The 19,114-nt window shown below is 69.3% G+C and carries 15 protein-coding genes and 1 pseudogene; 7 read left to right on the top strand and 9 right to left on the bottom strand.

Features of this window, described 5'->3' with window-relative positions; translation table 11 throughout:
• Positions 1 to 25: 25 nt before the first annotated feature.
• Positions 26 to 742 (top strand): NAD(P)-binding domain-containing protein, encoded by a 717-nt coding sequence (locus tag AB0J33_RS12880; RefSeq protein WP_363612877.1) that lies wholly within the window; start codon positions 26 to 28, stop codon positions 740 to 742.
• 12 nt (positions 743 to 754) lie between these two features.
• On the opposite strand, the gene AB0J33_RS12875 is transcribed toward AB0J33_RS12880, so the two are convergent.
• The 3 genes from AB0J33_RS12875 to AB0J33_RS12865 all read right to left on the bottom strand — a co-directional run bounded on the left by AB0J33_RS12875 (position 755) and on the right by AB0J33_RS12865 (position 4,100).
• Positions 755 to 3,025, bottom strand: a complete 2,271-nt coding sequence (locus AB0J33_RS12875) for a tetratricopeptide repeat protein (protein WP_363612875.1) — start codon at positions 3,023 to 3,025, stop codon at positions 755 to 757.
• A 315-nt stretch (positions 3,026 to 3,340) separates the two neighbouring features.
• Positions 3,341 to 3,598, bottom strand: coding sequence for a hypothetical protein (locus AB0J33_RS12870; RefSeq protein WP_363612873.1), 258 nt, complete (start codon positions 3,596 to 3,598; stop codon positions 3,341 to 3,343).
• 166 nt (positions 3,599 to 3,764) lie between these two features.
• On the bottom strand, positions 3,765 to 4,100 hold the full coding sequence (locus tag AB0J33_RS12865) for a hypothetical protein (protein WP_363612871.1): 336 nt from the start codon (positions 4,098 to 4,100) through the stop codon (positions 3,765 to 3,767).
• A gap of 347 nt (positions 4,101 to 4,447) precedes the next feature.
• Between AB0J33_RS12865 and AB0J33_RS12860 the strand changes: the two genes are divergently transcribed.
• Positions 4,448 to 4,942: a hypothetical protein gene (locus tag AB0J33_RS12860; RefSeq protein WP_363612869.1), complete on the top strand. Its 495-nt coding sequence runs from the start codon at positions 4,448 to 4,450 to the stop codon at positions 4,940 to 4,942.
• Between the two features lie 22 nt (positions 4,943 to 4,964).
• Here the strand turns inward: AB0J33_RS12860 and AB0J33_RS12855 are convergent, their stop codons facing one another.
• Positions 4,965 to 5,693: a tetratricopeptide repeat protein gene (locus AB0J33_RS12855; RefSeq protein WP_363612867.1), complete on the bottom strand. Its 729-nt coding sequence runs from the start codon at positions 5,691 to 5,693 to the stop codon at positions 4,965 to 4,967.
• Positions 5,694 to 5,993: 300 nt separating this feature from the next.
• On the opposite strand from AB0J33_RS12855, the gene AB0J33_RS12850 reads away from it, so the two are divergent.
• From AB0J33_RS12850 to AB0J33_RS12835, 4 genes and pseudogenes are all read left to right on the top strand, one after another.
• Positions 5,994 to 6,443 carry a hypothetical protein gene (locus tag AB0J33_RS12850; RefSeq protein ID WP_363612865.1) on the top strand — a complete coding sequence of 150 codons (450 nt, stop codon included), beginning with the start codon at positions 5,994 to 5,996 and terminating at the stop codon, positions 6,441 to 6,443.
• A gap of 22 nt (positions 6,444 to 6,465) precedes the next feature.
• Positions 6,466 to 6,591, top strand: a pseudogene (locus AB0J33_RS12845) (phosphatase); the annotation flags it as partial.
• A 150-nt stretch (positions 6,592 to 6,741) separates the two neighbouring features.
• Positions 6,742 to 7,146 carry a superoxide dismutase, Ni gene (sodN, locus tag AB0J33_RS12840; protein ID WP_363613207.1) on the top strand — a complete coding sequence of 135 codons (405 nt, stop codon included), beginning with the start codon at positions 6,742 to 6,744 and terminating at the stop codon, positions 7,144 to 7,146.
• A gap of 61 nt (positions 7,147 to 7,207) precedes the next feature.
• Positions 7,208 to 8,518 (top strand): radical SAM protein, encoded by a 1,311-nt coding sequence (locus AB0J33_RS12835; protein ID WP_363612863.1) that lies wholly within the window; start codon positions 7,208 to 7,210, stop codon positions 8,516 to 8,518.
• Positions 8,519 to 8,686: 168 nt separating this feature from the next.
• Here the strand turns inward: AB0J33_RS12835 and AB0J33_RS12830 are convergent, their stop codons facing one another.
• Entirely contained in the window at positions 8,687 to 10,237 is a 1,551-nt protein-coding gene (locus AB0J33_RS12830) for a polysaccharide lyase family 1 protein (RefSeq protein WP_363612861.1), read from the bottom strand.
• A 469-nt stretch (positions 10,238 to 10,706) separates the two neighbouring features.
• On the opposite strand from AB0J33_RS12830, the gene AB0J33_RS12825 reads away from it, so the two are divergent.
• Positions 10,707 to 12,020, top strand: coding sequence for a hypothetical protein (locus AB0J33_RS12825; RefSeq protein WP_363612859.1), 1,314 nt, complete (start codon positions 10,707 to 10,709; stop codon positions 12,018 to 12,020).
• A gap of 62 nt (positions 12,021 to 12,082) precedes the next feature.
• Here the strand turns inward: AB0J33_RS12825 and AB0J33_RS12820 are convergent, their stop codons facing one another.
• The 4 genes from AB0J33_RS12820 to AB0J33_RS12805 all read right to left on the bottom strand — a co-directional run bounded on the left by AB0J33_RS12820 (position 12,083) and on the right by AB0J33_RS12805 (position 18,850).
• Complete coding sequence (locus AB0J33_RS12820) at positions 12,083 to 13,162, bottom strand: hypothetical protein (RefSeq protein WP_363612857.1); 1,080 nt, start codon at positions 13,160 to 13,162, stop codon at positions 12,083 to 12,085.
• 59 nt (positions 13,163 to 13,221) lie between these two features.
• Entirely contained in the window at positions 13,222 to 13,854 is a 633-nt protein-coding gene (locus tag AB0J33_RS12815) for a hypothetical protein (RefSeq protein WP_363612855.1), read from the bottom strand.
• Between the two features lie 27 nt (positions 13,855 to 13,881).
• Complete coding sequence (locus AB0J33_RS12810) at positions 13,882 to 16,302, bottom strand: family 43 glycosylhydrolase (RefSeq protein ID WP_363612853.1); 2,421 nt, start codon at positions 16,300 to 16,302, stop codon at positions 13,882 to 13,884.
• Positions 16,303 to 16,495: 193 nt separating this feature from the next.
• A complete protein-coding gene (locus AB0J33_RS12805; RefSeq protein WP_363612851.1) occupies positions 16,496 to 18,850 on the bottom strand; it encodes a glycoside hydrolase 43 family protein in 2,355 nt (784 codons plus the stop codon).
• Positions 18,851 to 19,114: the final 264 nt, after the last annotated feature.

Genomic DNA, 19,114 nt, shown 5'->3' with positions numbered 1-19,114 from the left:
CAGCACCCCGCTGCGAGAGGACGACATGAACGACAACGACCGGAGCCGGCCGCAGACCCTCGGTGTCCTCGGGGCCGGCAAGGTGGGCACGGTGCTCGCCCGGCTCGCCGTCGCCGCCGGCTACCGGGTGCTGGTCGCCGGGTCCGACGACCCGGCGAAGATCGCCCTCACCGTCGAGGTCCTCGCGCCGGGAGCGGTGGCCACCACCGCGGCCGACGCGGCAGCCGACGCCGACATCGTCATCCTCGCCCTGCCGCTGGGCAAGTACCGCAGCATCCCCGTCGAGGCCCTACGCGGCAAGCTCGTCGTCGACGCCATGAACTACTGGTGGGAGATCGACGGCATCCGCGAGGACCTCACCGACCCGCGTACCTCGTCGAGCGAGATCGTCCGGGCTTTCCTGCCCGGCTCGCGCGTCGTCAAGGCGTTCAACCACATGGGATATCACGATCTGGAGGACGAGGCGCGGCCGGCGGAAACGACCGGCCGCAGGGCCATCGCGATCGCCGGCGACGACACCGCCGACCTCACCGAGGTCGCGGCCCTCGTGGACGCGCTCGGCTTCGACCCGGTCGTCGCCGGCCCGCTGGCCGAGGGGGTACGGCTCGAACCGGGCAGCGAATTGTTCGGCGCCAACGTGAGCGCCGACGAGGTACGCGTCATGCTCGACCGCTTTCCGGAGTCGGAGCGTGGACGGACCATCACCGCTGCCCGGGCCTCGACCTCACCCGAGGCCGCCTAGGACGTCGTGGTCTCAACCGCTCACCAGGTCGGCCTGGTTCAGGCGGTGCCGTGCCCGGCTGAGGGTGGCCGTGGCCGTGGCCAGCCAGTAGGGCGAGTGCACCTCGGTCCAGATGGCGACCGCCACCTCGGCCCGGCGTTGGGCGAGGTCCGGTCTTCCGGCCGACAACTGGGCTTCGGCCAGGCAGTGCAACGCGGCCGCCTCTCCCCAGCGGTTCGCCGCGGCACGGTAGACCCAGAGACACTCGGCCAGAACGCGCCGGCCCTCGACCGCCTTGCCCTGCTTGACGAGAACGTCACCGAGCCAGCACCGGGCGTGCGTCGCGGTCAACTGGTCGCCCAGCGACAGGCTGATCCGCTCGGCGGTGCGGTAGTGCCGCTCGGCCGCGGCGTAATCTCCGCCCAGCCGGCTGATCTGCCCGAGGCAGCGCCAGGCCTGCGCCTGCCCCGGCAGGTAGCCGATCGTCTCGCTGCGCCGCAGGCTCTCGTCGAACACCGTCGCCGCTTCATCGCGGCGGCCCTGCTCCATCAGCGTCACACCGAGACCGGTCGTCGCGTAGATCAGGCAGTTGTCGTTGCCGGCGGCGTCCGCGAGGTCGATGGCCCTGCCGAAAAGCGCCTCCGCCTCGGCGTACCTGCTCTGCAAGCGGTAGAGGTAGGCCAGCCCGGCCGAGGTGCTGGCGACGCGCGCCTCGTCGGCGGGATCGAGCATCGCGATCGCCGCGCGGTAGTGGTGCTCCGCCGCCGGGTAGTCGTCCAGGATCGTCGACAGCTCACCCAGGTTGCGTCGCAGGCTGGCCCCGACGGGGCCGCTGGCCACCGAACCCATCGCGCGGGTGTGCAGGTGCAGCCAGTCGTCGAAGTAACCCGACAGTTGCATGAACGGCGCGAGGGCCACGATCAGGCCAGCCGCGGGAAGCGGTACGGAGGAGAGCATGTCATCGGCGAGCGTCTTGAGAAACCCGTACTCGTCCTTGAACCAGGCAAGCGGCTCGTCCAGGACCGCGTCACGCGTGTGAACGCTGAACGACCAGGGCGGGGCAGCGAACGGCACCTCGTCGAAGTCCGTGTTGATACGGACGCCGGCGGCGCACGCGAGACCCAACGCCCCGCCGAGCATCCGCAGCCGCGCCCGCTCGGTCTGCGTCGGCGTGAGGATCTGCGCGGCCTTGTCCCGCGAGAACGCCGCGACCAGGTCGTGCATCTGGTAACGCGGTGCGGCGTTGGCCGTGTACCGCACCCACAGCAGGTGCAACTCCACCAGGTCGTCGAGAAGCTTCGTCGCGTCCGCGGGCGAGGTGTCCATCAGCGCCGCGAGCGCCCACGGGGCGAAGTCGACCGCGTTGATCTGTGCCAGATAGGACAGCGCCTCCTGCTGGTTTCTGGACAGAGCCCCATAGGTCAGCTCGATGCTGGCACGGACCGCCACATCGCCCACCGTCAGCTCGTCGAGCTTCCGATGCTCGTCGGCAAGGGCCCTGGCCAGAGCGCCCAGCGGCATGTCCGGCCGAGCGGCCAGGCGCGCTCCGGCAATCCACACGGCCAGCGGAAGCCGGTCGCACCGGTTGACGATCTGAAACGCCGAGGGTTGTTCCCGAACGACCCGCTCCGCACCAATCATGCGTTTGACCATCTCCAACGCTTCCGGCTCGCTGAGCAGCTTCAGCGGCACCCGAAAGCCGTCCAGCCCGGGTAGGACGCTCCGGCTGGTGACGATGGTGGCGGTCCGCGGCCCCGAGGCGATGAGCCCCTCGACGTCCCGCCCGGCGGCGGCATTGTCGAGAACGACGAGGACGCTTCGCTGCGCGAGCAGACTGCGGTAGAGGTTGATGCGCTCTTCGAGCGCGGCGGGCACCGAGTGGCTGCTGACGCCGAGGGTGCGGAGGAAGACACCGAGGACGTGCCAGGTGACGCCCGACTGGGGGTGCGGGCCACGCAGATCGGCGAACAACTGTCCGTCCGGGAAATGCTCGACGGCCAGTTGTGCCAGCCGGACCGCGAGGGTGGTCTTTCCCACCCCGGCCGGGCCGGTGATCAACACCGTACGGGCGTGCTGCCCCTCGGCCCTGAGGATGTGGCCGGCTCTGGTCAGCTCCGCCTTGCGCCCGACGAACGAGATGGGCCCGCTCGGCAGTAGATACGGTGTGACCAGGTCCGCCCTGGCGACAGCTCCGCCGTCAGCGGCGGTCTCCAACTGAGCCAACTGCCGACGCAGTCGTACCCACTCGGCCACCTCGTCCGGCGGCAGCTCACACGCCTCCGCGATAGCGATCACGATGTCCATCGACGGCAGTGTCGGTCGGGCGAGCGCCGAACACAGGGTGCTCGCGGGCAGGACGCGCCCTTTGCCCCGGGCCGTCCGGGCCAGATCACGGAAGGAGCGCCCCGACCAGGCTTTCAGCTGGCGGAGCGCTGCCACATATTCCTCTGGGGTGGTCGCCTTGCTGGGTACGGGTGCTCGATCTGGCACAGCGAGAAGTGTAACTGGCTCGATTACGCGGCCTTGGCGCGTTTGGAGTCAGGTCGGTAGGCACCTCTGCCGATCATCGTCCGATGCGCCGTAGCCACCCCCGCGGTGCCGGTTGTCTCGGCGACGGGATCAGACGCCGCAGGCCAACGTGGTCGTCGACGTCTTGGACGTACCGGTGGCGGCGTTGTAGATCGCGCCCTTGAACGTGTTGCTGGCCGTACCCGAGCAGGAGTGACTGGTGGAGCGGCTCCTGTTGCCGCCGAAGATGGCGTAGTTCAGCAGCTGCCAGCTCGCGCCGTTCCAGACGAAGAGCTGCGTCTCCCAGGTGGAGGAGCTACCGCAACCCGCCGTGGTGGCCGTGGTGACCGCGCTTCCAGAGCTCTTCACCGGCGTCGAGATGGTCCAACTACAGGCCGCCTGGGCGGGCTGGACGGCCATGAGCGACGCTCCGGCTCCCAGAACGCAAGCCCCCGCCGCCACGACCCCCCGTTGCCACGATGTACGCGCCATGGTTCATTTTCCTTCCCGATAGCTTGTTCGCCTATTGGCGGGACTAGTTGTTGTTACGCCACCACGATGACCATCCCGAGCAGCCCCACGCGCCGCACGCCCGGAACCGCACCCGGCTGCCTTCGTCACCGAAACGGTGAGTCGTGCTGTCCTCGTAGAAGTCGTAGTTGCACACTCCCCATTCGCCCTCGCCCTCAAGGTTCTGACAGTCGTCACTGCGGTAGTTGTGCCACGTCCCGCCGTAGTAGAGCTGGTTCTCCCACTGCGCGATGGCCGCGTAGGGCGTGTCGCGGTCGTAGACCCAGATCTGGTCGCCGTAGGCGCGGAAGCAGGCTTGGGCTGGTGACGTCCCGCCGGCGGAGGCAGGCGGAGCGTTCACGCAGTCCACCACGTCGGGCGGCCCCCCTGCGGAGGGAGTCGCGATGGTCGCCGCTGCCGGAGCTCCGGTAATCATGACGAAGAGGGCCACCAGTGCCACGACAAAAGCTGGGCGTCTTGCTCTCTTGACTGACATGAGACGAGCCAATCACTTCCACAAATCTCGAAAAAGGCATCAGGATGTGCGGACCCGTACGGACCTGTACGGAACAAGGGCGGAGCTGCCGCGACGGTGGCGTCCACCGCGAGGTGTTTGGTCATCACCCGCCGGCGTAGCCCGGCCCTTACGGGAGCAGGTACGGCTCTTCACTGATGTCCCCGCCCGGCCGTCGGCCTAGCGTCACAGTCATGACTGCCAGCCCGCGTCGCGTCCCTACTCGGTTCACGGTGCCGCTGCAGACACTGGTCGTCGCCTGTTCGATCGTCTTCGTCATCGGCACCACCCTGCAGACCTTCGTGATCATCGACGAACAGGCCGTGGTGGACATGATGCGGCGCGCGGGTGCGTCAGCCGAGCGGGCGACGGCCGACGCGCCCGCGTTCCTGCTCGGCTTCCGTCTGGTGGGTTGCGCCTACATCGTCGGCAACGCCCTCGGGCTCCTGGCCCGCAGCGGGCGTGCATGGCTGTTCTGGGTGGTCCTGCTGGTGAACGTGACGCAGGCAGCGGGCGTGGTGGCGGTACCGCCGGAGGTGTTCGAGGTGACCCGGGAACGCTTCGGGGTGCCGGGCCTGCTGCCGTCGTGGATGACCGACGGCGGCGCGGCGGTGCTCAGCCTGATCCTCGTGGCGTCGCTGGTCGTCTGTCGCGCGCCCTGGGCGTACCGGAAGGCGGCCGGCCCCTGACCGACCGGTGGGTCGCCCGCGGTCAGCGCTGGTCGGGCGCGAAGGCCGCCTGCGGTTCGAGGAGCTGGCCCACGGCGTACTCCGCGTCGAAGGCGGCGACGCCGAGCGCCTCGACCGCGGCGGCCCGCATCCTGGCGAGGTCGGCCGCGTCGTCCGGGTCCGGCACCTGACCAAGCGCCGCGAACGCGGCGTCCGCGACACCGATCATCCGGGCCGCCCGCGAGTGGTCGCCGTCGGCCGAGGCGAGCGCCGCGCCGGCAACGCAGACGTACGGCACGAAGTCGGCCCAACCGTGCTGGAACACCCGCTCGCGGTTCTCGGCGAACAGCGTTCGTGCCATGTCGAGGTTGCCCAGCCCCAGCTCGCAGAACGCCAGGTTGTGGTACTCGGAGTTGACCGTCTTGGGTTGGCCGAGCGTCTCGTTGAGCGCGACGCTCTCCCGGTACAGGTCCCGAGCACGCAGCAGGTCGCCGGACATCCGCGCCACGCCAGCCAGCACGTGCCTCGGCCGTTCCTCGAGGCTGCGGTCGCCGGAGCGCAGCGCCACCTCCAGGGCCTCCCGCGCCCGGGCCTCCCCGCCCGGCAGATCACCGCCGCGAATGGCGACCCGCGCGAGGCTGTACCGGGCCTCCACCTCACCGGCCGGGTCGCCGGCCGCCTGCGCCCGTTCGATCTCGGCCTCGCTCATCCGCACCACGGCGTCGGTCTCGCCCCGCCGGAAGGCCGAACGCACGCTCGCACTGAAGCTCATGGCCGTCTCCCCCATCACGAATAGTCCGGGCGCGCCTCAGCCCGCCACGAACATGGTCCAGGTCTCCACGAGCACGAAACCCATCGACTCGTACAGCGGCCGGCCCATCGGGCTTCTCTGCGTGGTCCTGCCAAGACCGCCAACCTAGCCAGCGACCAAGTACGTGAGCAAACGTGACGATTCGGGCAGTCGACGGCCCCTCCGCACCGATCAGGAATCAAGAAGCCTCGGACCGGCGTCCGGCCTAGCCTTTCCCAGGCAGCCGGCAGTACGCCCAGCCTGACGAGAGGGAGACCGAACATGTCCGCGAAGACCACCGCCACCGCACCCGACGGCTTCAGCGCCGAGGAGCGCGCCGCGATGAAGGAGCGCGCCGCCGAACTGCGGGCCGAGGGCAAGAAGGGCGCCAAGAAGGCGGACGGGCTGCAGGCGGTCCTCGACCGGATCGCGCAGATGGAGCCGGAGGACCGGGCGCTCGCCGAGCGCGTACACGTGACGGTGACCGCCGCCGCCCCGGACCTGTCGCCGAAGACCTGGTACGGGATGCCCGCCTACGCGAACGCCGACGGCAAGATCGTTGTCTTCTTCCAGGACTCCGGGAAGTTCAACTACCGCTACTCGACGCTGGGCTTCCAGGATGCGGCCAACCTCGACGACGGAGACCTGTGGCCGGTGGCGTACGCGCTGCGGCAGTGGAGCCCTGCGGTGGAGAAGAAGATCACCGCGCTGGTGCAGGCGGCGGTTTCCTGATCAACCGCCCCGGTAGCCGCGGCTGCACACCGGGACGGTCAGCGCCGTGGTCGCCTCGGCGGACCCGTTCAGCGGTGAGGTGTTCTGGACCGACGGCCGTGCCGCGTACGTCCGCTCCGCCGGCACGGACGAGCGACTTGTCCCGTCGGCCGTGGCGTGGGTCGCCGCCGGTCGCGCAGCGGAACGGCGTGAGCCTTGACATGAAGTGCGGTTGAGGTTCTAGCGTCCCTGGATGATCACGTCAGGGCCGTCGCGTCCGGACGTACGTCACCCGAGCGCCACCGTCGAAGGGGTTCTGATGTTCCTGTCCCGCCTGCTCCGCCCGCGTACCGTCGCGAGCGCCCACTGCGACCTGCCCTGCGGCGTCTACGACCCGGCCCAGGCTCGGATCGAGGCCGAATCGATCAGGGCGATCTCGCAGAAGTACCAGGCCAGCGACGATCCGGAGTTCCGCACCCGGGCGTTGGTCATCAAGGAGCAGCGGGCCGAGCTGGTCAAGCACCACCTCTGGGTCCTCTGGACCGACTACTTCAAGGCGCCCCACTTCGAGAGGTACCCCCAGCTGCACGGCCTCTTCAACGAGGCGACCAAGCTGGCGGGTGCCGGCGGCGCGAAGGGCGCCGCGGACCCGGTGGTCGCCGAGCAGCTCCTCGTCAAGATCGAGGAGATCTCGAAGATCTTCTGGGAGACCAAGCAGGGTTGATCAGCCGGTACCGGGTGGCGCCGGCCACCCGGCTCGGCGTTCCACGTTCGGGAGGAACCGCATGGCGTCGCGCACCGACCTCATCGAAGAGTTGATGAGCCGTTTCCCGCACGTGCCACGGGAGGCGGTCCTCAAGGAGGACCTGCTGCGGGGCGGGCTCGCCTTCGACGACGCGGCACTGACCGACAACGAGCACGGCGACGTCAAGCCGAAGTCGTACTTCATCTTCTCCTTCGACCACCGGACCCTGCCGGAGTTGGGGACGGCTGCGCTGCGCCGGCCACCGGAGGAGATCGTCCTCACCGGGGGGCCGTACGAGCTACGTCGTACCGTCGTCTCGGTCCGCACCAATCCCAGCTCGCCGTACCGCGTCGGCACCGACGGCGACGGTCGCCTGCGGCTGTTCCTGGACGGACGCCCGATCGCCGATGTCGGGCTGCCCCCCATGCCGGCGTACTACCGCCACACCCTCGCTAACGGCAAGTCGGTGATGGAGGTCGCCCCGACGATCCAGTGGGGCTACCTGATCTACCTCACCGCGTTCCGGGTCTGCCAGTACTTCGGCGCCAAGGAGGAGTGCCAGTACTGCGACATCAACCACAACTGGCGCCAGCACAAGAAGGCCGGCCGGCCCTACACCGGCGTCAAGCCCGTCGACGAGGTCCTCGAGGCCCTGGAGATCATCGACCGGCACGACACCGACCGCGCGTCGCAGGCGTACACGCTGACCGGCGGCAGCATCACCTCGCAGGTCGGCGGGCTGGCCGAGGCCGACTTCTACGGCCGGTACGCGCAGGCGATCGAGGAGCGGTTCCCGGGCCGGTGGATCGGCAAGGTCGTCGCCCAGGCGCTGCCCCGAGCCGACGTGCAGCGGTTCCACGACTACGGGATCCGCATCTACCACCCCAACTACGAGGTGTGGGACAAGCGCTTGTTCGAGTTGTACTGCCCCGGCAAGGAGCGCTACGTCGGCCGGGAGGAGTGGCACCGGCGCATCCTCGACTCCGCTGAGGTGTTCGGCCCGCGCAACGTGATCCCCAACTTCGTGGCGGGCGTCGAGATGGCCGCCCCGCACGGTTTCACGAGCGTCGATGAGGCGATCGCCTCCACGGCCGAAGGGCTCGACTACTTCATGTCCCGGGGGATCACACCCCGGTTCACCACCTGGTGCCCGGAGCCCACCACGCCACTCGGTCGGACGAACCCGCAGGGCGCGCCGCTGGAATACCACGTCCGCCTGCTGGAGGTCTACCGGGCGACCATGGAGGCTCACGGGCTGTCCAGCCCGCCCGGCTACGGCCCTGCCGGGCCCGGGCGGGCGGTCTTCTCGGTCAGCTCCTTCATGGACACCCTGCCGTCCACCGATTCGTGACGGACCGGATCGGCTGGCCCGCCCAGGTCGATCCGCCGAGAGGCGATATACCTCAGAGGCATATTCATGCCTCTGAGGTATATCGCTTGGACCCAAGTCCGCCCCGACGACGGTGACCGACGGTGATCGACCGAGCCACACCCCGCCGGCCCGCCAGGCCGTACCCGTCTAGCTGGCGTAGGTCTCGAACTCACCGACCCGTGGCGTACCGCTGGAGCTGGTGATCCTGAAGTTGATCTTGCTCGTCGCCGTGGTGGCGAAGGTGATCGAACCGGCCCCACTGCCGGAGGCCAGAACGGCCCCGTTGTCGTTGTTGATCAGCTGCCAGGACCCGATGGAGCCCTGGGTGCCGGACGGCTCGCGGATCACCACTCGGGACACCTGGGTGGCGGAGCCCCACTTGATCGAGATCGTGCCGGTCGACCCGGCCGGCGACCAGTACGTGCCCAGGTCGCCGTCACGCACGTTGCCGTAGCTGGTCCCGCTGGCCTTGCTGGAACCGTCGGCGCCGCCACCGAGGCTGAGGTTGGTCCCGCCGGAGGGCGGCGGAGTCGTGGGCGGCGGGGTGGTGGGCGGCGGGGTGGTCGGAGGCGGGGTGGTGGGCGGCGGCGTCTGCGGCGAGCAACTGCCGTTCGACACCTTCAGGCCCGTGTTGGCGCCGACCGTCTGACGGACGATGTCCGGCACGCAGCTCGCCCCGTCCAGGCTGTACGGGTACGGGATGCTGACAGTGGTGTTGGAGATCGGGTTGGGGCCGGCGGGGTAGTTCTCGCTGCCCGCGCTGGACCAGGTCACGTTGTCGAAGACGTTGCCGGCGACCTGCCAGTAGCCCCGCTCGTTGGTGTAGAAGGTGCCCAGGACGTCCTTGGAGTCGCGGAAGTAGTTGTTCTCCACCTTGGCCCTGGCCCCGGCCCGGGAGTTGATGCCCGACTCGTGCAGGCTCACGTAGTGGTTGTTGTAGATGTGGGCGACACCGCCGCGCAGCAGCGGCGTCCGGGAGTCGATGTTCTCGTAGAGGTTGTGGTGGTACGTGATGAAGCCGTTCGAGAGGTCGCTCTCACTGGACCCGACCAGGCCGCCGCGACCGGAGTTGCGCAGGACGCTGTAGGACAGCGTCACGTACTGGGTGTTGTCCTTCATGTCGAAGAGACCGTCGTACCCTTCGGACTCCCCACCCGAGGCTTCCAGGGTGACGTGATCGACCCAGACGTTGCGGACCGTGCTCTCCATGCCGATGGCGTCCCCACCGTTGGAGGTGGGTGACCCGGACTTCTTGACGTTCCGCACGGTCACGTTCTGGATGATGATGTTGCTGGAGTCGCGGATGTGGATGCCGAGCTGGTCGAAGACGGCGCTGCCGACCCCGATGATGGTGACGTTGCTGATCTGCTTGAGCTCGATCACGCCGGCTGCGGTGTTGCAGCTCGACCCGGACACCTTGCTGGTGTTGCCGTGGTTGATGGTCCCGGTGACCTCGATGGTGATCGGGGTGCTGCTGCTGGCCCGACCGCACAGCGCCGCGTGGATCGCGGTGCCCGTGGTGGCCCGCACCGTCTGCCCACCCGCGCCGCCGGTGGTCCCGCCGTTCTGGGTGGCGTAGCCGGTGGCGCTGCCCACCGCCGCCGACGCCTGCGGGGTCGGCAGGGCCGCCCCGACCGCGATCCCCACGGCCGCCGTGGCCAGCGCCGCCGACAATCGCACCGCGACTGGTCGTCTCATGTCGCCTCACCTTCCATTCGCCTGATGTTGGCAATTCCTCGACGGCCGCCCCTGCCCGACCCACCGACACGGTCCATTAAGGAATTGGCCATAGTGAATCGCTTGGCTTTCGTCGATGCGAACGACACCCCTGGTCAGGGCAGGGATTCTCCGCGCGGAGGGGACGCCGTTGGTGACATCGCCCGCCGGACCAGTAAAAGAAACATCGATGTAACGCAATCGTAGGAAAGCGGTTTCCCTGAAGGCAAGGGTTGGCGCTTGCAGGTTTGTTGCAGTGCGTACCGGAGGGTTCGGCGCAGCGGGCCAGGGCCCGGATGCGCCCGGGATTCCGTCCCGCCCTCCGCCCGGTATTGACACGGCGGGAGCCGCCATTGATGCTCTGCTAAATCAGTTTAGCGGCATCTCGCTCCAACCGTCCCGCTCCGGCGAGACCGCCGGCTGAGCGCACCACCGTTGCGAAAGGATCCGCATGAGACTGCGAAAATTACTGATCCCGCTCGCCACCACCCTCGTGCTGGCCGGCGCCTCCGGCACGGCGTACGGCAGCGCGAGTGGCGGCCCGGGCACCACGGACGGCATCCGCGGCATCACCCCGATCACCACCGTCTACACGTACGGTCAGAAGGTCTCGGCGGTGGCGATCGAGTACGGGGCGGCGGTCAATCCCCGCACTCTCGACACCGCCACGTTCTCGGTGAGCGACACCATCTACAACTTCCGCTTCAACCCCATCGAGGACCTGCCGAAGCTCGCCGACCGGACCGTCACCCACATCTACACCAACGGGGAGCCGGACACCCGAGCCGACCACCGATCGGCACCGGGCAGGTACGTCATCGTCGAGCTCGACCCCGCCGACACCGGCGGCTCGACGGTCATCGTCTCCAAGTGCCCGACGTTCCTCTGCACGGTGAAGGTCAATACCGCGCTGCCGACCCGGGTCGTGCAACGCAAGGACGTGCATGCGCAGCCCGGCCGCGGCGCAGGCAAGGGACCGGTGCTCGCCCGGGCCACCCCGGGCCAGTCCCGACCGGTCACCGAGAAGCCGGTCAACCAACTGGTCGACGAGTTCAGCTACGGCTCGTTCCTCAGCGGCGGGATGGTGCTGCCGTACCACTACCACCTGCCGAAGAACTACCAGCCCGGCCGCAGGTACCCGCTGATGGTCGTCCTGCCCGGTCACGGGATGGGCTGGGACGGTGACAACCTCGGTGTCCAACTCGCCGCCGACATTCCGGCGACCGGATGGCTCCAGCCGACGTGGACCGGCACCTCCGAGGACGTCATCGTGTTGGCGCCGCAGCACCAACGGGTCGGTGGGGCCGCCGAGGCGGACCTGCTGGTCAAGCTGCTCGACCAGTTCGTCGGCCAGTTCGCGGTGGACACCCGCCGGGTGTACGCGAGCACGGTGTCCTACGGCTCCCAACTGCTCTGGGAGGCGTTCGCCAAGCGTCCGGACCTGTTCGCCGGCGGGCTGGTCACCGGCGGTTTCCCGGTCAACGCCAGCCAGGCGACCGCCATCGCGGCGGCCGAGGTGCCGGTGTGGATCACCCATGGCGAGCACGACCACCTGCTCAACGTCTCCGGCGCGCGCAACTCCACCACCGCGCTACGGCAGGCGTACGTCACCCGGGGTAAGACGCCGGAGCAGGCCGCCGATCTCGTGCGCTACACCGAGTACGCGGACGCCGCGTTCACGCTGCCGGACTACCACGCCGCGTTCGGCCCGACCTACGAGGACGGTTCCATCCTGCGCTGGCTGCTCGACCAGTCCAAGCCCTGAGGGCCGAGGGTCGGGCGACGCGTCACCACGATCCGGCAGCGCGATCCCGTCGGGTGGCGGGATCAGCGGTGGGCGTCGCCCGGACCCGCCTCACCACCGGCGGGCGTACCGCCGACAAGCACGGACTCCTGACCCTCCTGCCGGCCCTCCTGCCGGGCGCGGGCGAGCAGCCCGGCCAGCCGACGTCGGCGGTGCCGGGCCGCCGCCCGCAGACCGAGAAGGAGTACGGCGAGCAGACCCAGCAGTGCGAGCTGTGCCCACGGGACGATCCAGGTGGTGACGGTGGCGGTGGCCGGTCGGAGGTCCGCCCCGGCCTGACCATCGCCGAGCAGCGTCGGTGACGTGGTGACGGTCGTCCGTAGGCGTCCCAGGGCCCAGACGCCGTCGGCCCGGGTCTGCACCTGCCGACTGCCGCCGGGGAGCAACTCCTCGACAACGCTGGTGGCGTCGTGGCTGTTCCGGCCGAGAAGGTCGGACATCGCCACCCGACTCGTGCCGCTGACCCAGACGTTGCCGTCGTTCTGCACGGTGTAGCGGACCCGCACCGTGCCACCGGCGAAGGGATTCCACGACGGGGAGTACGTCGTGCCGAGACCCCGGACGGCGAGGGCGGCCCGCGCGACGCCGTTGACCCGCAGCATGACCCGGAACCCGACTCGGCTCTCGACGTTGACCGTGCCTCCGGTGCTGGTGACGGTCGCGGCGATGCCGGCCGGGTGGTCGCCCGGGGTAGCGCCCTTGGGCACCGTGATCGTGAACGGCACCACCCTCGTCTCGTTGGGGCCGACGGTGACCTTCTCCTGCACGTCGATCCAGGTGCCGCCGTCGACCGAGGGCCGGTCGGACGACAGCATGTTGAATCGGCCCTTGTCGGTGAGGTAGCCGTCGGCCGCCTTCAGGGAGAAGGCGACAGCGGTGCGGCTGAAGTTCCGTACCGCCAAGTGCTCGGTCACGACCTGCCCCGGATCGAGGCTGGCGTTGATCCACCGGCGTTGGTCCGGGCCACTCGCGGTGGCCGGCTGGACCGTCCAGGTCAGGGCCTTCGGGTCCGGGTCCGCCGCCGCCGCGGTCGGCGCGGCCCCAACCGTGAGGAACGCGACGGCGACGACGGCGAGCGCCCGGCGCAGCGGGGTGACGGTCATGAGGCGGCCCTTCGGCACGGGGCTGGGCGGGGGCCCGGTCCAGGCCCCCGCCCAGGCCACTACTCGAACAGTGAGAGCGTGAGCGTGGAGCTGTACTCGCCGGCGGCGACCTCCGCGGGGGTCCGCAGATACAGGTCGGCGTTGACCGAGTACGAGTCGCCGGCGACGGCCTCGGAGTCGAAGGCCGAGACCAGCAACTCCTGGTCGACCAGGCCGACATTGTTGCCCGGCTGGGTCGGCTCGTCCAGGCTGGTCACCACCTCTTCGCCCTCGGTGACCAGGCCGGTGTCCCCGCCGTCGAGCAGGCGCGGCTTCCAGCCGAGGTGGTCGGCGGTGATCGGCGCCTGACCGGCGGCGCCCACGAAGTCGGTCGCGCTGCCGAGCACCGCCCAGCTGGCGCCGTCGGGCACCTCGTCGGCGACCCTGGTGTCGGTGACCGTCACCGTCGGCAGCGTACCGACGAACTGGCGCACCAGCAGGGTCGAGCCGTCCTCGGACAGCGCGACGGAGTCGCCGGCGATCGACAGGGCGAGCACGCCCGGTTCCCTGATCTCGTCGATGTCGACCGTGACCCGCACGCTGGCGTCGTCACCGGGCTCGGCCAGTGCGGGCGACGGCAGCACCGCCGCCCCGGTCAGCACGGCGCCGACGGCGCAGGCCGCGAGCATCTGCCGCCGTTTGTATGTGTTCATCTGATCTCCGTTCTCCGCCATCAGGGGTTATCCGCCGCAGGTGCCGGCGGGGTGTTGCGCGGTGCGGACGGTCGTCACGTCCCGCCCGTCGACCGCCCCGGTCACCCGGACCGTCGCCGAACCCGCCGGCACCGACGCCGCCCGGCTGTTGAACGACTGGTAGGCGTTCGCGCCCGGGGCGACGGCCGCGAACGACCGCTCGCCGTACGGCGTCTCCAGGGTGATGCCCACCGGCGCGTCATGGTCGTTACGCGCCTGCACGGCCACGTACGCCTTGCCACCCACGCACCGCGTGGACGCGGTGACGGTGACCGGCAGGTCGACGGTGGCTGCCTGGAAGGCCCAGTTGTCGATCTCCAGGAGGTCGACGCCGGCCGGGCCGGCGTAGGTGAAGTAGACGTCGTGCACACCGCTGACGCCCTCAAGTTCGGCGGTCACCTCGGCCCACTGCCCGACCGGCGTGTCCACCGCGACCGTGCCGACGACGGGACCGTCGACGTCGTCCAGCCGGACCCGGACCTGCCCACCGGCGGCGAGCGCACGCACCCGCGCCGTCAGGCGCTGCGCGCCGTCGTCCCCGAAGTTCACCGACGACAACGCCGTCCAGTCACCGTTGTCGATGTCACGTACCACCAGGTTCGGCGCCGCACCACCGAACTGGGCGGAGCTGCCGTCGACCTTGGTGGTCGCGACGCCCTTGCTCCAGCCGAAGGTCTCGGCCTCGAAGACGCGGTACGGGTCGAAGTCGCGGACCTGCTCCACGCCGGCGTAGGTGCCGACGACCTGCTGGATCGTGCCGTCCGGGTTGAACGTCAGCTCCTGGATGTGCGGGCTGCGGTATCCCTGCGTGGTGTTGCCGTTGATGCGCTTGTTCAACGTCGGGGCGTGGTAGGTGAAGTAGTACCTGCCCCCGAATTCGAACACCGACTGGTGGTTGTTGCCACCGGTACCGGCCCCGAAGAACTGCGACTGGTTCGGGAAGAGCACACCGGCGTAGGTCTCCTTCGGCCACGACATCGGGTCATCGGAGATCATGTAGCCGATCTGACCACCCCCGGGGTAGCCGGGCAGCGGCTGCTGGTTGCCGCCGAAGTCGTTCCCGCCGAAGTGCGAGGAGTACGAGAAGTAGTACTTGCCCTGGCGCTTGAAGACGTGACCCGCCTCGAAGGCGACCGGGGCGTCCACCACCGCCGCCGTCCCCTCGGTCGAGACCATGCTGTCGGCGAGTTCGATCGCCCGGATGTTCTTCGGGTTGTTGAAGCGCTCGGCCGGCGGCATGCTCGTCGACGCCGGACCACCACCGAAGTAGAGGTACGGCTGACCGTCGTCATCCACGAACGGAGCCGGGTCGAACTTCCACGCGACGTCCTCGGCACCGGGGGTGCTGCCATTGATCAGCGTGCTCGTGCGCTCGCTGGTCCACGGGCCGAGCGGCGACGTACCCGTGATCACGTTGCTGGAGCCACCGCCGTTGGCGTAGTAGAGGAAGAACTTCTCCACACCGTTCACGACCTTCTTGGTGATGCCCGGAGCCCACGAGTTGGCGGTGAACGGCGCCACCCCGTTCGGGCCGGCGACCTGGATCTCGCCGTGGTCCGTCCAGTTCACGAGGTCCTCCGAGGAGATCACCGTGATCTGGTTGATGTCGCCGTAGTTGATCCCCGGCGAGACGCCCGTGCTGGGGTTCGGGGCGTACCCCTGGGTGTCGTTGGTCAGGTACATGTAGACCCGGCCGTCGTGTACGAAGCCGAACCCGTCAGCACCGAACTTGTGCCCGATCAACGGGTTGTGCTCCCCGGGCAGCTTGCCGACGACCTCGATCGTCTTCGAGGCCGGCGCGGGTGGCGCGGCGCCGACCACCGACACGTCGTCGAGCTTGAAGTCCATGAGGTGCAGAGCCGGGTCCGCGGACGGCGTGCTCGTCCAGGGAGTCTCGAAGAACAGGCGTGCCGTCGACACGCTCTGCGTCGTCGGGATCGTGAACGTGCCGCTGAACTGCGCCCACTGGCCCTTCGTCGCCGTCACGCTGACGAGGTTGGTGTAGGTGCCGCCGCCGTAGTGCATGGTGGCGAAGAACTGCTTCGTGGCCGGTCCGCTCGCGTTCTCGTACTTGATGCGGGCCGTCAGGGTGTACGCCTGGCCGGCCTGCACCTTGCCGCTGAGATCCTGCATCGGCCCGGATCCGGTCGTCGTCCGGCTGGTAACGAGGGCCGCGTTCGCGCCGGCGTAGGCGTCCGAGGTGGCCGACAACTGGGCGCCGTCGGCGGCGTTGCCGTTGTTGACGAACCAGTTGGTCAGGCCGTCCTCGAACCCGCCGTTGACGACGAGGTTCGTGTCGGCCGCCTGGACGGGTGCCGCCCCGGCGACGAACCCGGTGGCCAGCATCAGGCCGACTGTCGCGATCGCCGCGACCCGTCCTCGGGTCGCCCGTCGCATTCGGTGTTCCACGAGACATCCTCCTTCATCTCTGACGTGCGGTCATCGGTGTACGGGGGATCGGTGGTGTGCTCGGGTGGGTGGTCCGGACATCAGGGGCCGACCGCCGCCACCGGCGCGACCGAGGCCGGCGGCGCGGGACGAATCCGCGCCGCCCGGCCGGTCGCCGGTGGTGGTGGTCGGTGAGCCGAGGGCTCGTGGTGGGTTATCCGCCGCAGGCGTTCGCGGGGTGCGACGCCGTGTGCGCAGTGGTCACGTCCCGGCCGGCGACCGCCCCGCTGACCCGGACCGTCGCCGAGCCGGCGGGCACCGACGCCGCTCGGGTGTTGAACGACTGGTAGACGTTCGCCCCCGGCGCGACGGTTTCGAACGACCGGTTTCCGTACGGGGTCTCCACGGTGATCTCGACCGGCTCGGTGGAGTCGTTGCGGGCCTGCACCGCCACGTACGCCCTGCCCGCCAGGCAGCGCGCCTGAGCGGTGGCGGTCACGGGCAGGGCCGCCAGCACTCCGAGTCGGGCCAGTTGGTAACTGAGCGCCCGCTCCGGTGCGTCGATCTGGTTCTGGGTGCCGAACTGGCCGGCCCGTGCGGACGTCGCCGCGGCGAGCGCGGACTGCGTCGCGGCCCAGGCGTCCGCCGGGTAGTGCCGCGCGTCGAGCGTCCGCGCGTGGGCGATGGCCGCGTCGAGGGCGGTGGTGTCCAGCGGCCGGCCCTGCGCGGTCAGCACGTCACTGAGCAGGTAGTCGTCGAAGTCGACGTGGCCACCGGTCTCCTGGGTCGCGTAGGTGAACAGGCCCACCCGGTGACCCATGAAGTGCGCGAGGCTGCCGTCGAGCGCCTGCGGGCCGACCCGGTTGCCCAGCCGGGTCCACTGGACCCCGTCCAGGCTGTAGTAGAACGTCGTCCACAGTTGGCCGACCGGCGAGGAGAAGTCGAGGTCCGCCTTCACGTGCACCTCGGTCGCGGCCCCCAGCGACACCGTCGTGCCCGACACGAAGTTCTCCAGCGTCGACTGGTCGAGGTCGACCGCGAACGGCTGCGACCGGTTCACCACGCCGAGGGTGTTGACGCCACCGACCCGCTTCACCGCCACGTACGAGAATCCGCGGTTGTAGGCGGCCAGGCCCGCGACGTCGCCGTCCTTCATTCCGGAGATGTCCATCCGGGTCTGCACCGACTGCCGGGGCCCGAACGTCCGCTGCGAGAGCGTGTTGCGAGCCTCCTCGAACCAGGCCAGCTCGGCGCGGTTGGACAGCTTCGTGTAGACGTACTGGCCGGTGACGACCTTGCCGGCGGTCAACCGCAGCCAGCCGTCGCGGTCGGTGAGCGACCAGTAGCGGTTGTCCGGGGCGTGGTTCCACTCCCACGCCAGGTCCAGCCGCGATCCGTTGGGGGCGATCTCCGCCGGGTCGAGCGGCGCCGGGACGGTCCACTGCTCGTCCTGGTACGCCTTGTGCGGCGCGTCGTTGGCGAAGTCGTCCGAGGCGACGATGCTCTTCTGCCGCTCGAACGCCTCCTCGGCGGGGCTGAGCTGGATCGGCTTGTCGAACAGGCCGTTGACCGGCACGACCCCGCCTGTGCCGAAGGTCGGCCACCCGTCCCGCCAGGTGGCGGGGATAAGCGCGGGGATCCGGCCGATCGGGAAGGTGTCCCGGAAGAACATGCCGTACCAGTCGGTCCGGCCCCCCGCGCGGCTGATCGGCACCAGGCTGCCCTGCGCGAAGCCGTTGGAGTTGAGCACCCCGCGCGCCTCGTAGGTGTTGACCCCACCGGCCGAGGTGTAGCGCCCGAGCAGATCCTTCGACCGGAACATCACCACCTGACGCCCCTGACCGGACGGCCAGGTGATGATGACGGCGTAGTACCAGCCGTCGATGTGGTAGAACTGGGCACCCTCGAACAGGCCACCGATGAATGGCTGCCCGGCGTAGTTGCTCGCCGTGAAGATGTTCGGGTAGTCCTGTGCGATGGCGGTCAGGTCGGCGTTGAGGCGTACGGCGCTGGTGCCGCCGGAGCCGTAGAAGATGTACGGCGTGCCGTCGACGTCGAAGAAGAGCGACGGGTCGTGCAGGCCACGGCCGAGGGCGGTGCGCTGCCACGTGCCGTTCTCGATGTCGTCGGTGCGGTAGAGGTACGCCCCGTTGAGATTGTTGGTGTTGAAGGCGACGTAGAACATGCCGTCGTGGTAGCGCAGTGACGACGCCCACTGGCCCTGGCCGTACGAGTTCTGTCCGTTGCGCAGCGAGAAGGCGTCGCCGATGCTGGCCCGGTCGAAGACGTAGTTGACGATCTCCCAGTTGACGAGGTCGTACGACTTCATGATCGGCGCGCCCGGGCTCAGGTGCATCGTCGTGCTGATCATGTAGTAGATGTCGCGGCCCTCGTCGTTCTCGGCGGCCGGTACGCGCTCGACGCTGATGTCCGGCACGTCGGCGTTGAGCAGCGGGACCGAGTAGGTGCCGGCGCCGGTGTCGGTCGAGGTGTACGACGACCGGGGCGACCACCCGTCGGCGTTGTGTGCGGCGGCGGGGCCGGCCACCAGACCCGCACCGCCGAGCACGGCCACCGATGCGAACGCGCACAGTGGACGGAGCCGACCGGGGCGCACAGTGGACGTTACTCGGCTCAACAGGTCTGCGGCCCGGTGAGCGGCGGCGTTCAGCCTGTTCACAGTGGAGGTCCGGGCGGAGTTCGGGACACGCGAGCGGATCGACACGACCAAGACGAGCTCCAAACGCGAGAGCGGCGTGAAGGCCATCGTGTTATCGCTAACAACGCCTGTCAAGACTATCTATGAAACGTGCCCGAAGTATCCCCGTAACAC

It is taken from the genome of Micromonospora sp. NPDC049645 (assembly GCF_040675155.1).
Taxonomy (GTDB): Bacteria; Actinomycetota; Actinomycetes; order Mycobacteriales; family Micromonosporaceae; genus Micromonospora.
Note: the sequence above shows the minus strand (reverse complement) of the source record. Positions and strands in the feature narration are given on the sequence as shown.

What these genes read in the sequence shown, in the direction of transcription:
- AB0J33_RS12880 (WP_363612877.1), top strand. Translation starts at nt 26, where the DNA reads ATGAACGACAACGACCGGAGCCGGCCGCAGACCCTCGGTGTCCTCGGG.
- AB0J33_RS12875 (WP_363612875.1), bottom strand. Translation starts at nt 3,025, where the DNA reads ATGGACATCGTGATCGCTATCGCGGAGGCGTGTGAGCTGCCGCCGGAC.
- AB0J33_RS12860 (WP_363612869.1), top strand. Translation starts at nt 4,448, where the DNA reads ATGACTGCCAGCCCGCGTCGCGTCCCTACTCGGTTCACGGTGCCGCTG.
- AB0J33_RS12855 (WP_363612867.1), bottom strand. Translation starts at nt 5,693, where the DNA reads ATGAGCTTCAGTGCGAGCGTGCGTTCGGCCTTCCGGCGGGGCGAGACC.
- AB0J33_RS12850 (WP_363612865.1), top strand. Translation starts at nt 5,994, where the DNA reads ATGTCCGCGAAGACCACCGCCACCGCACCCGACGGCTTCAGCGCCGAG.
- sodN (WP_363613207.1), top strand. Translation starts at nt 6,742, where the DNA reads ATGTTCCTGTCCCGCCTGCTCCGCCCGCGTACCGTCGCGAGCGCCCAC.
- AB0J33_RS12835 (WP_363612863.1), top strand. Translation starts at nt 7,208, where the DNA reads ATGGCGTCGCGCACCGACCTCATCGAAGAGTTGATGAGCCGTTTCCCG.
- AB0J33_RS12830 (WP_363612861.1), bottom strand. Translation starts at nt 10,237, where the DNA reads ATGAGACGACCAGTCGCGGTGCGATTGTCGGCGGCGCTGGCCACGGCG.
- AB0J33_RS12825 (WP_363612859.1), top strand. Translation starts at nt 10,707, where the DNA reads ATGAGACTGCGAAAATTACTGATCCCGCTCGCCACCACCCTCGTGCTG.
- AB0J33_RS12820 (WP_363612857.1), bottom strand. Translation starts at nt 13,162, where the DNA reads ATGACCGTCACCCCGCTGCGCCGGGCGCTCGCCGTCGTCGCCGTCGCG.
- AB0J33_RS12815 (WP_363612855.1), bottom strand. Translation starts at nt 13,854, where the DNA reads ATGAACACATACAAACGGCGGCAGATGCTCGCGGCCTGCGCCGTCGGC.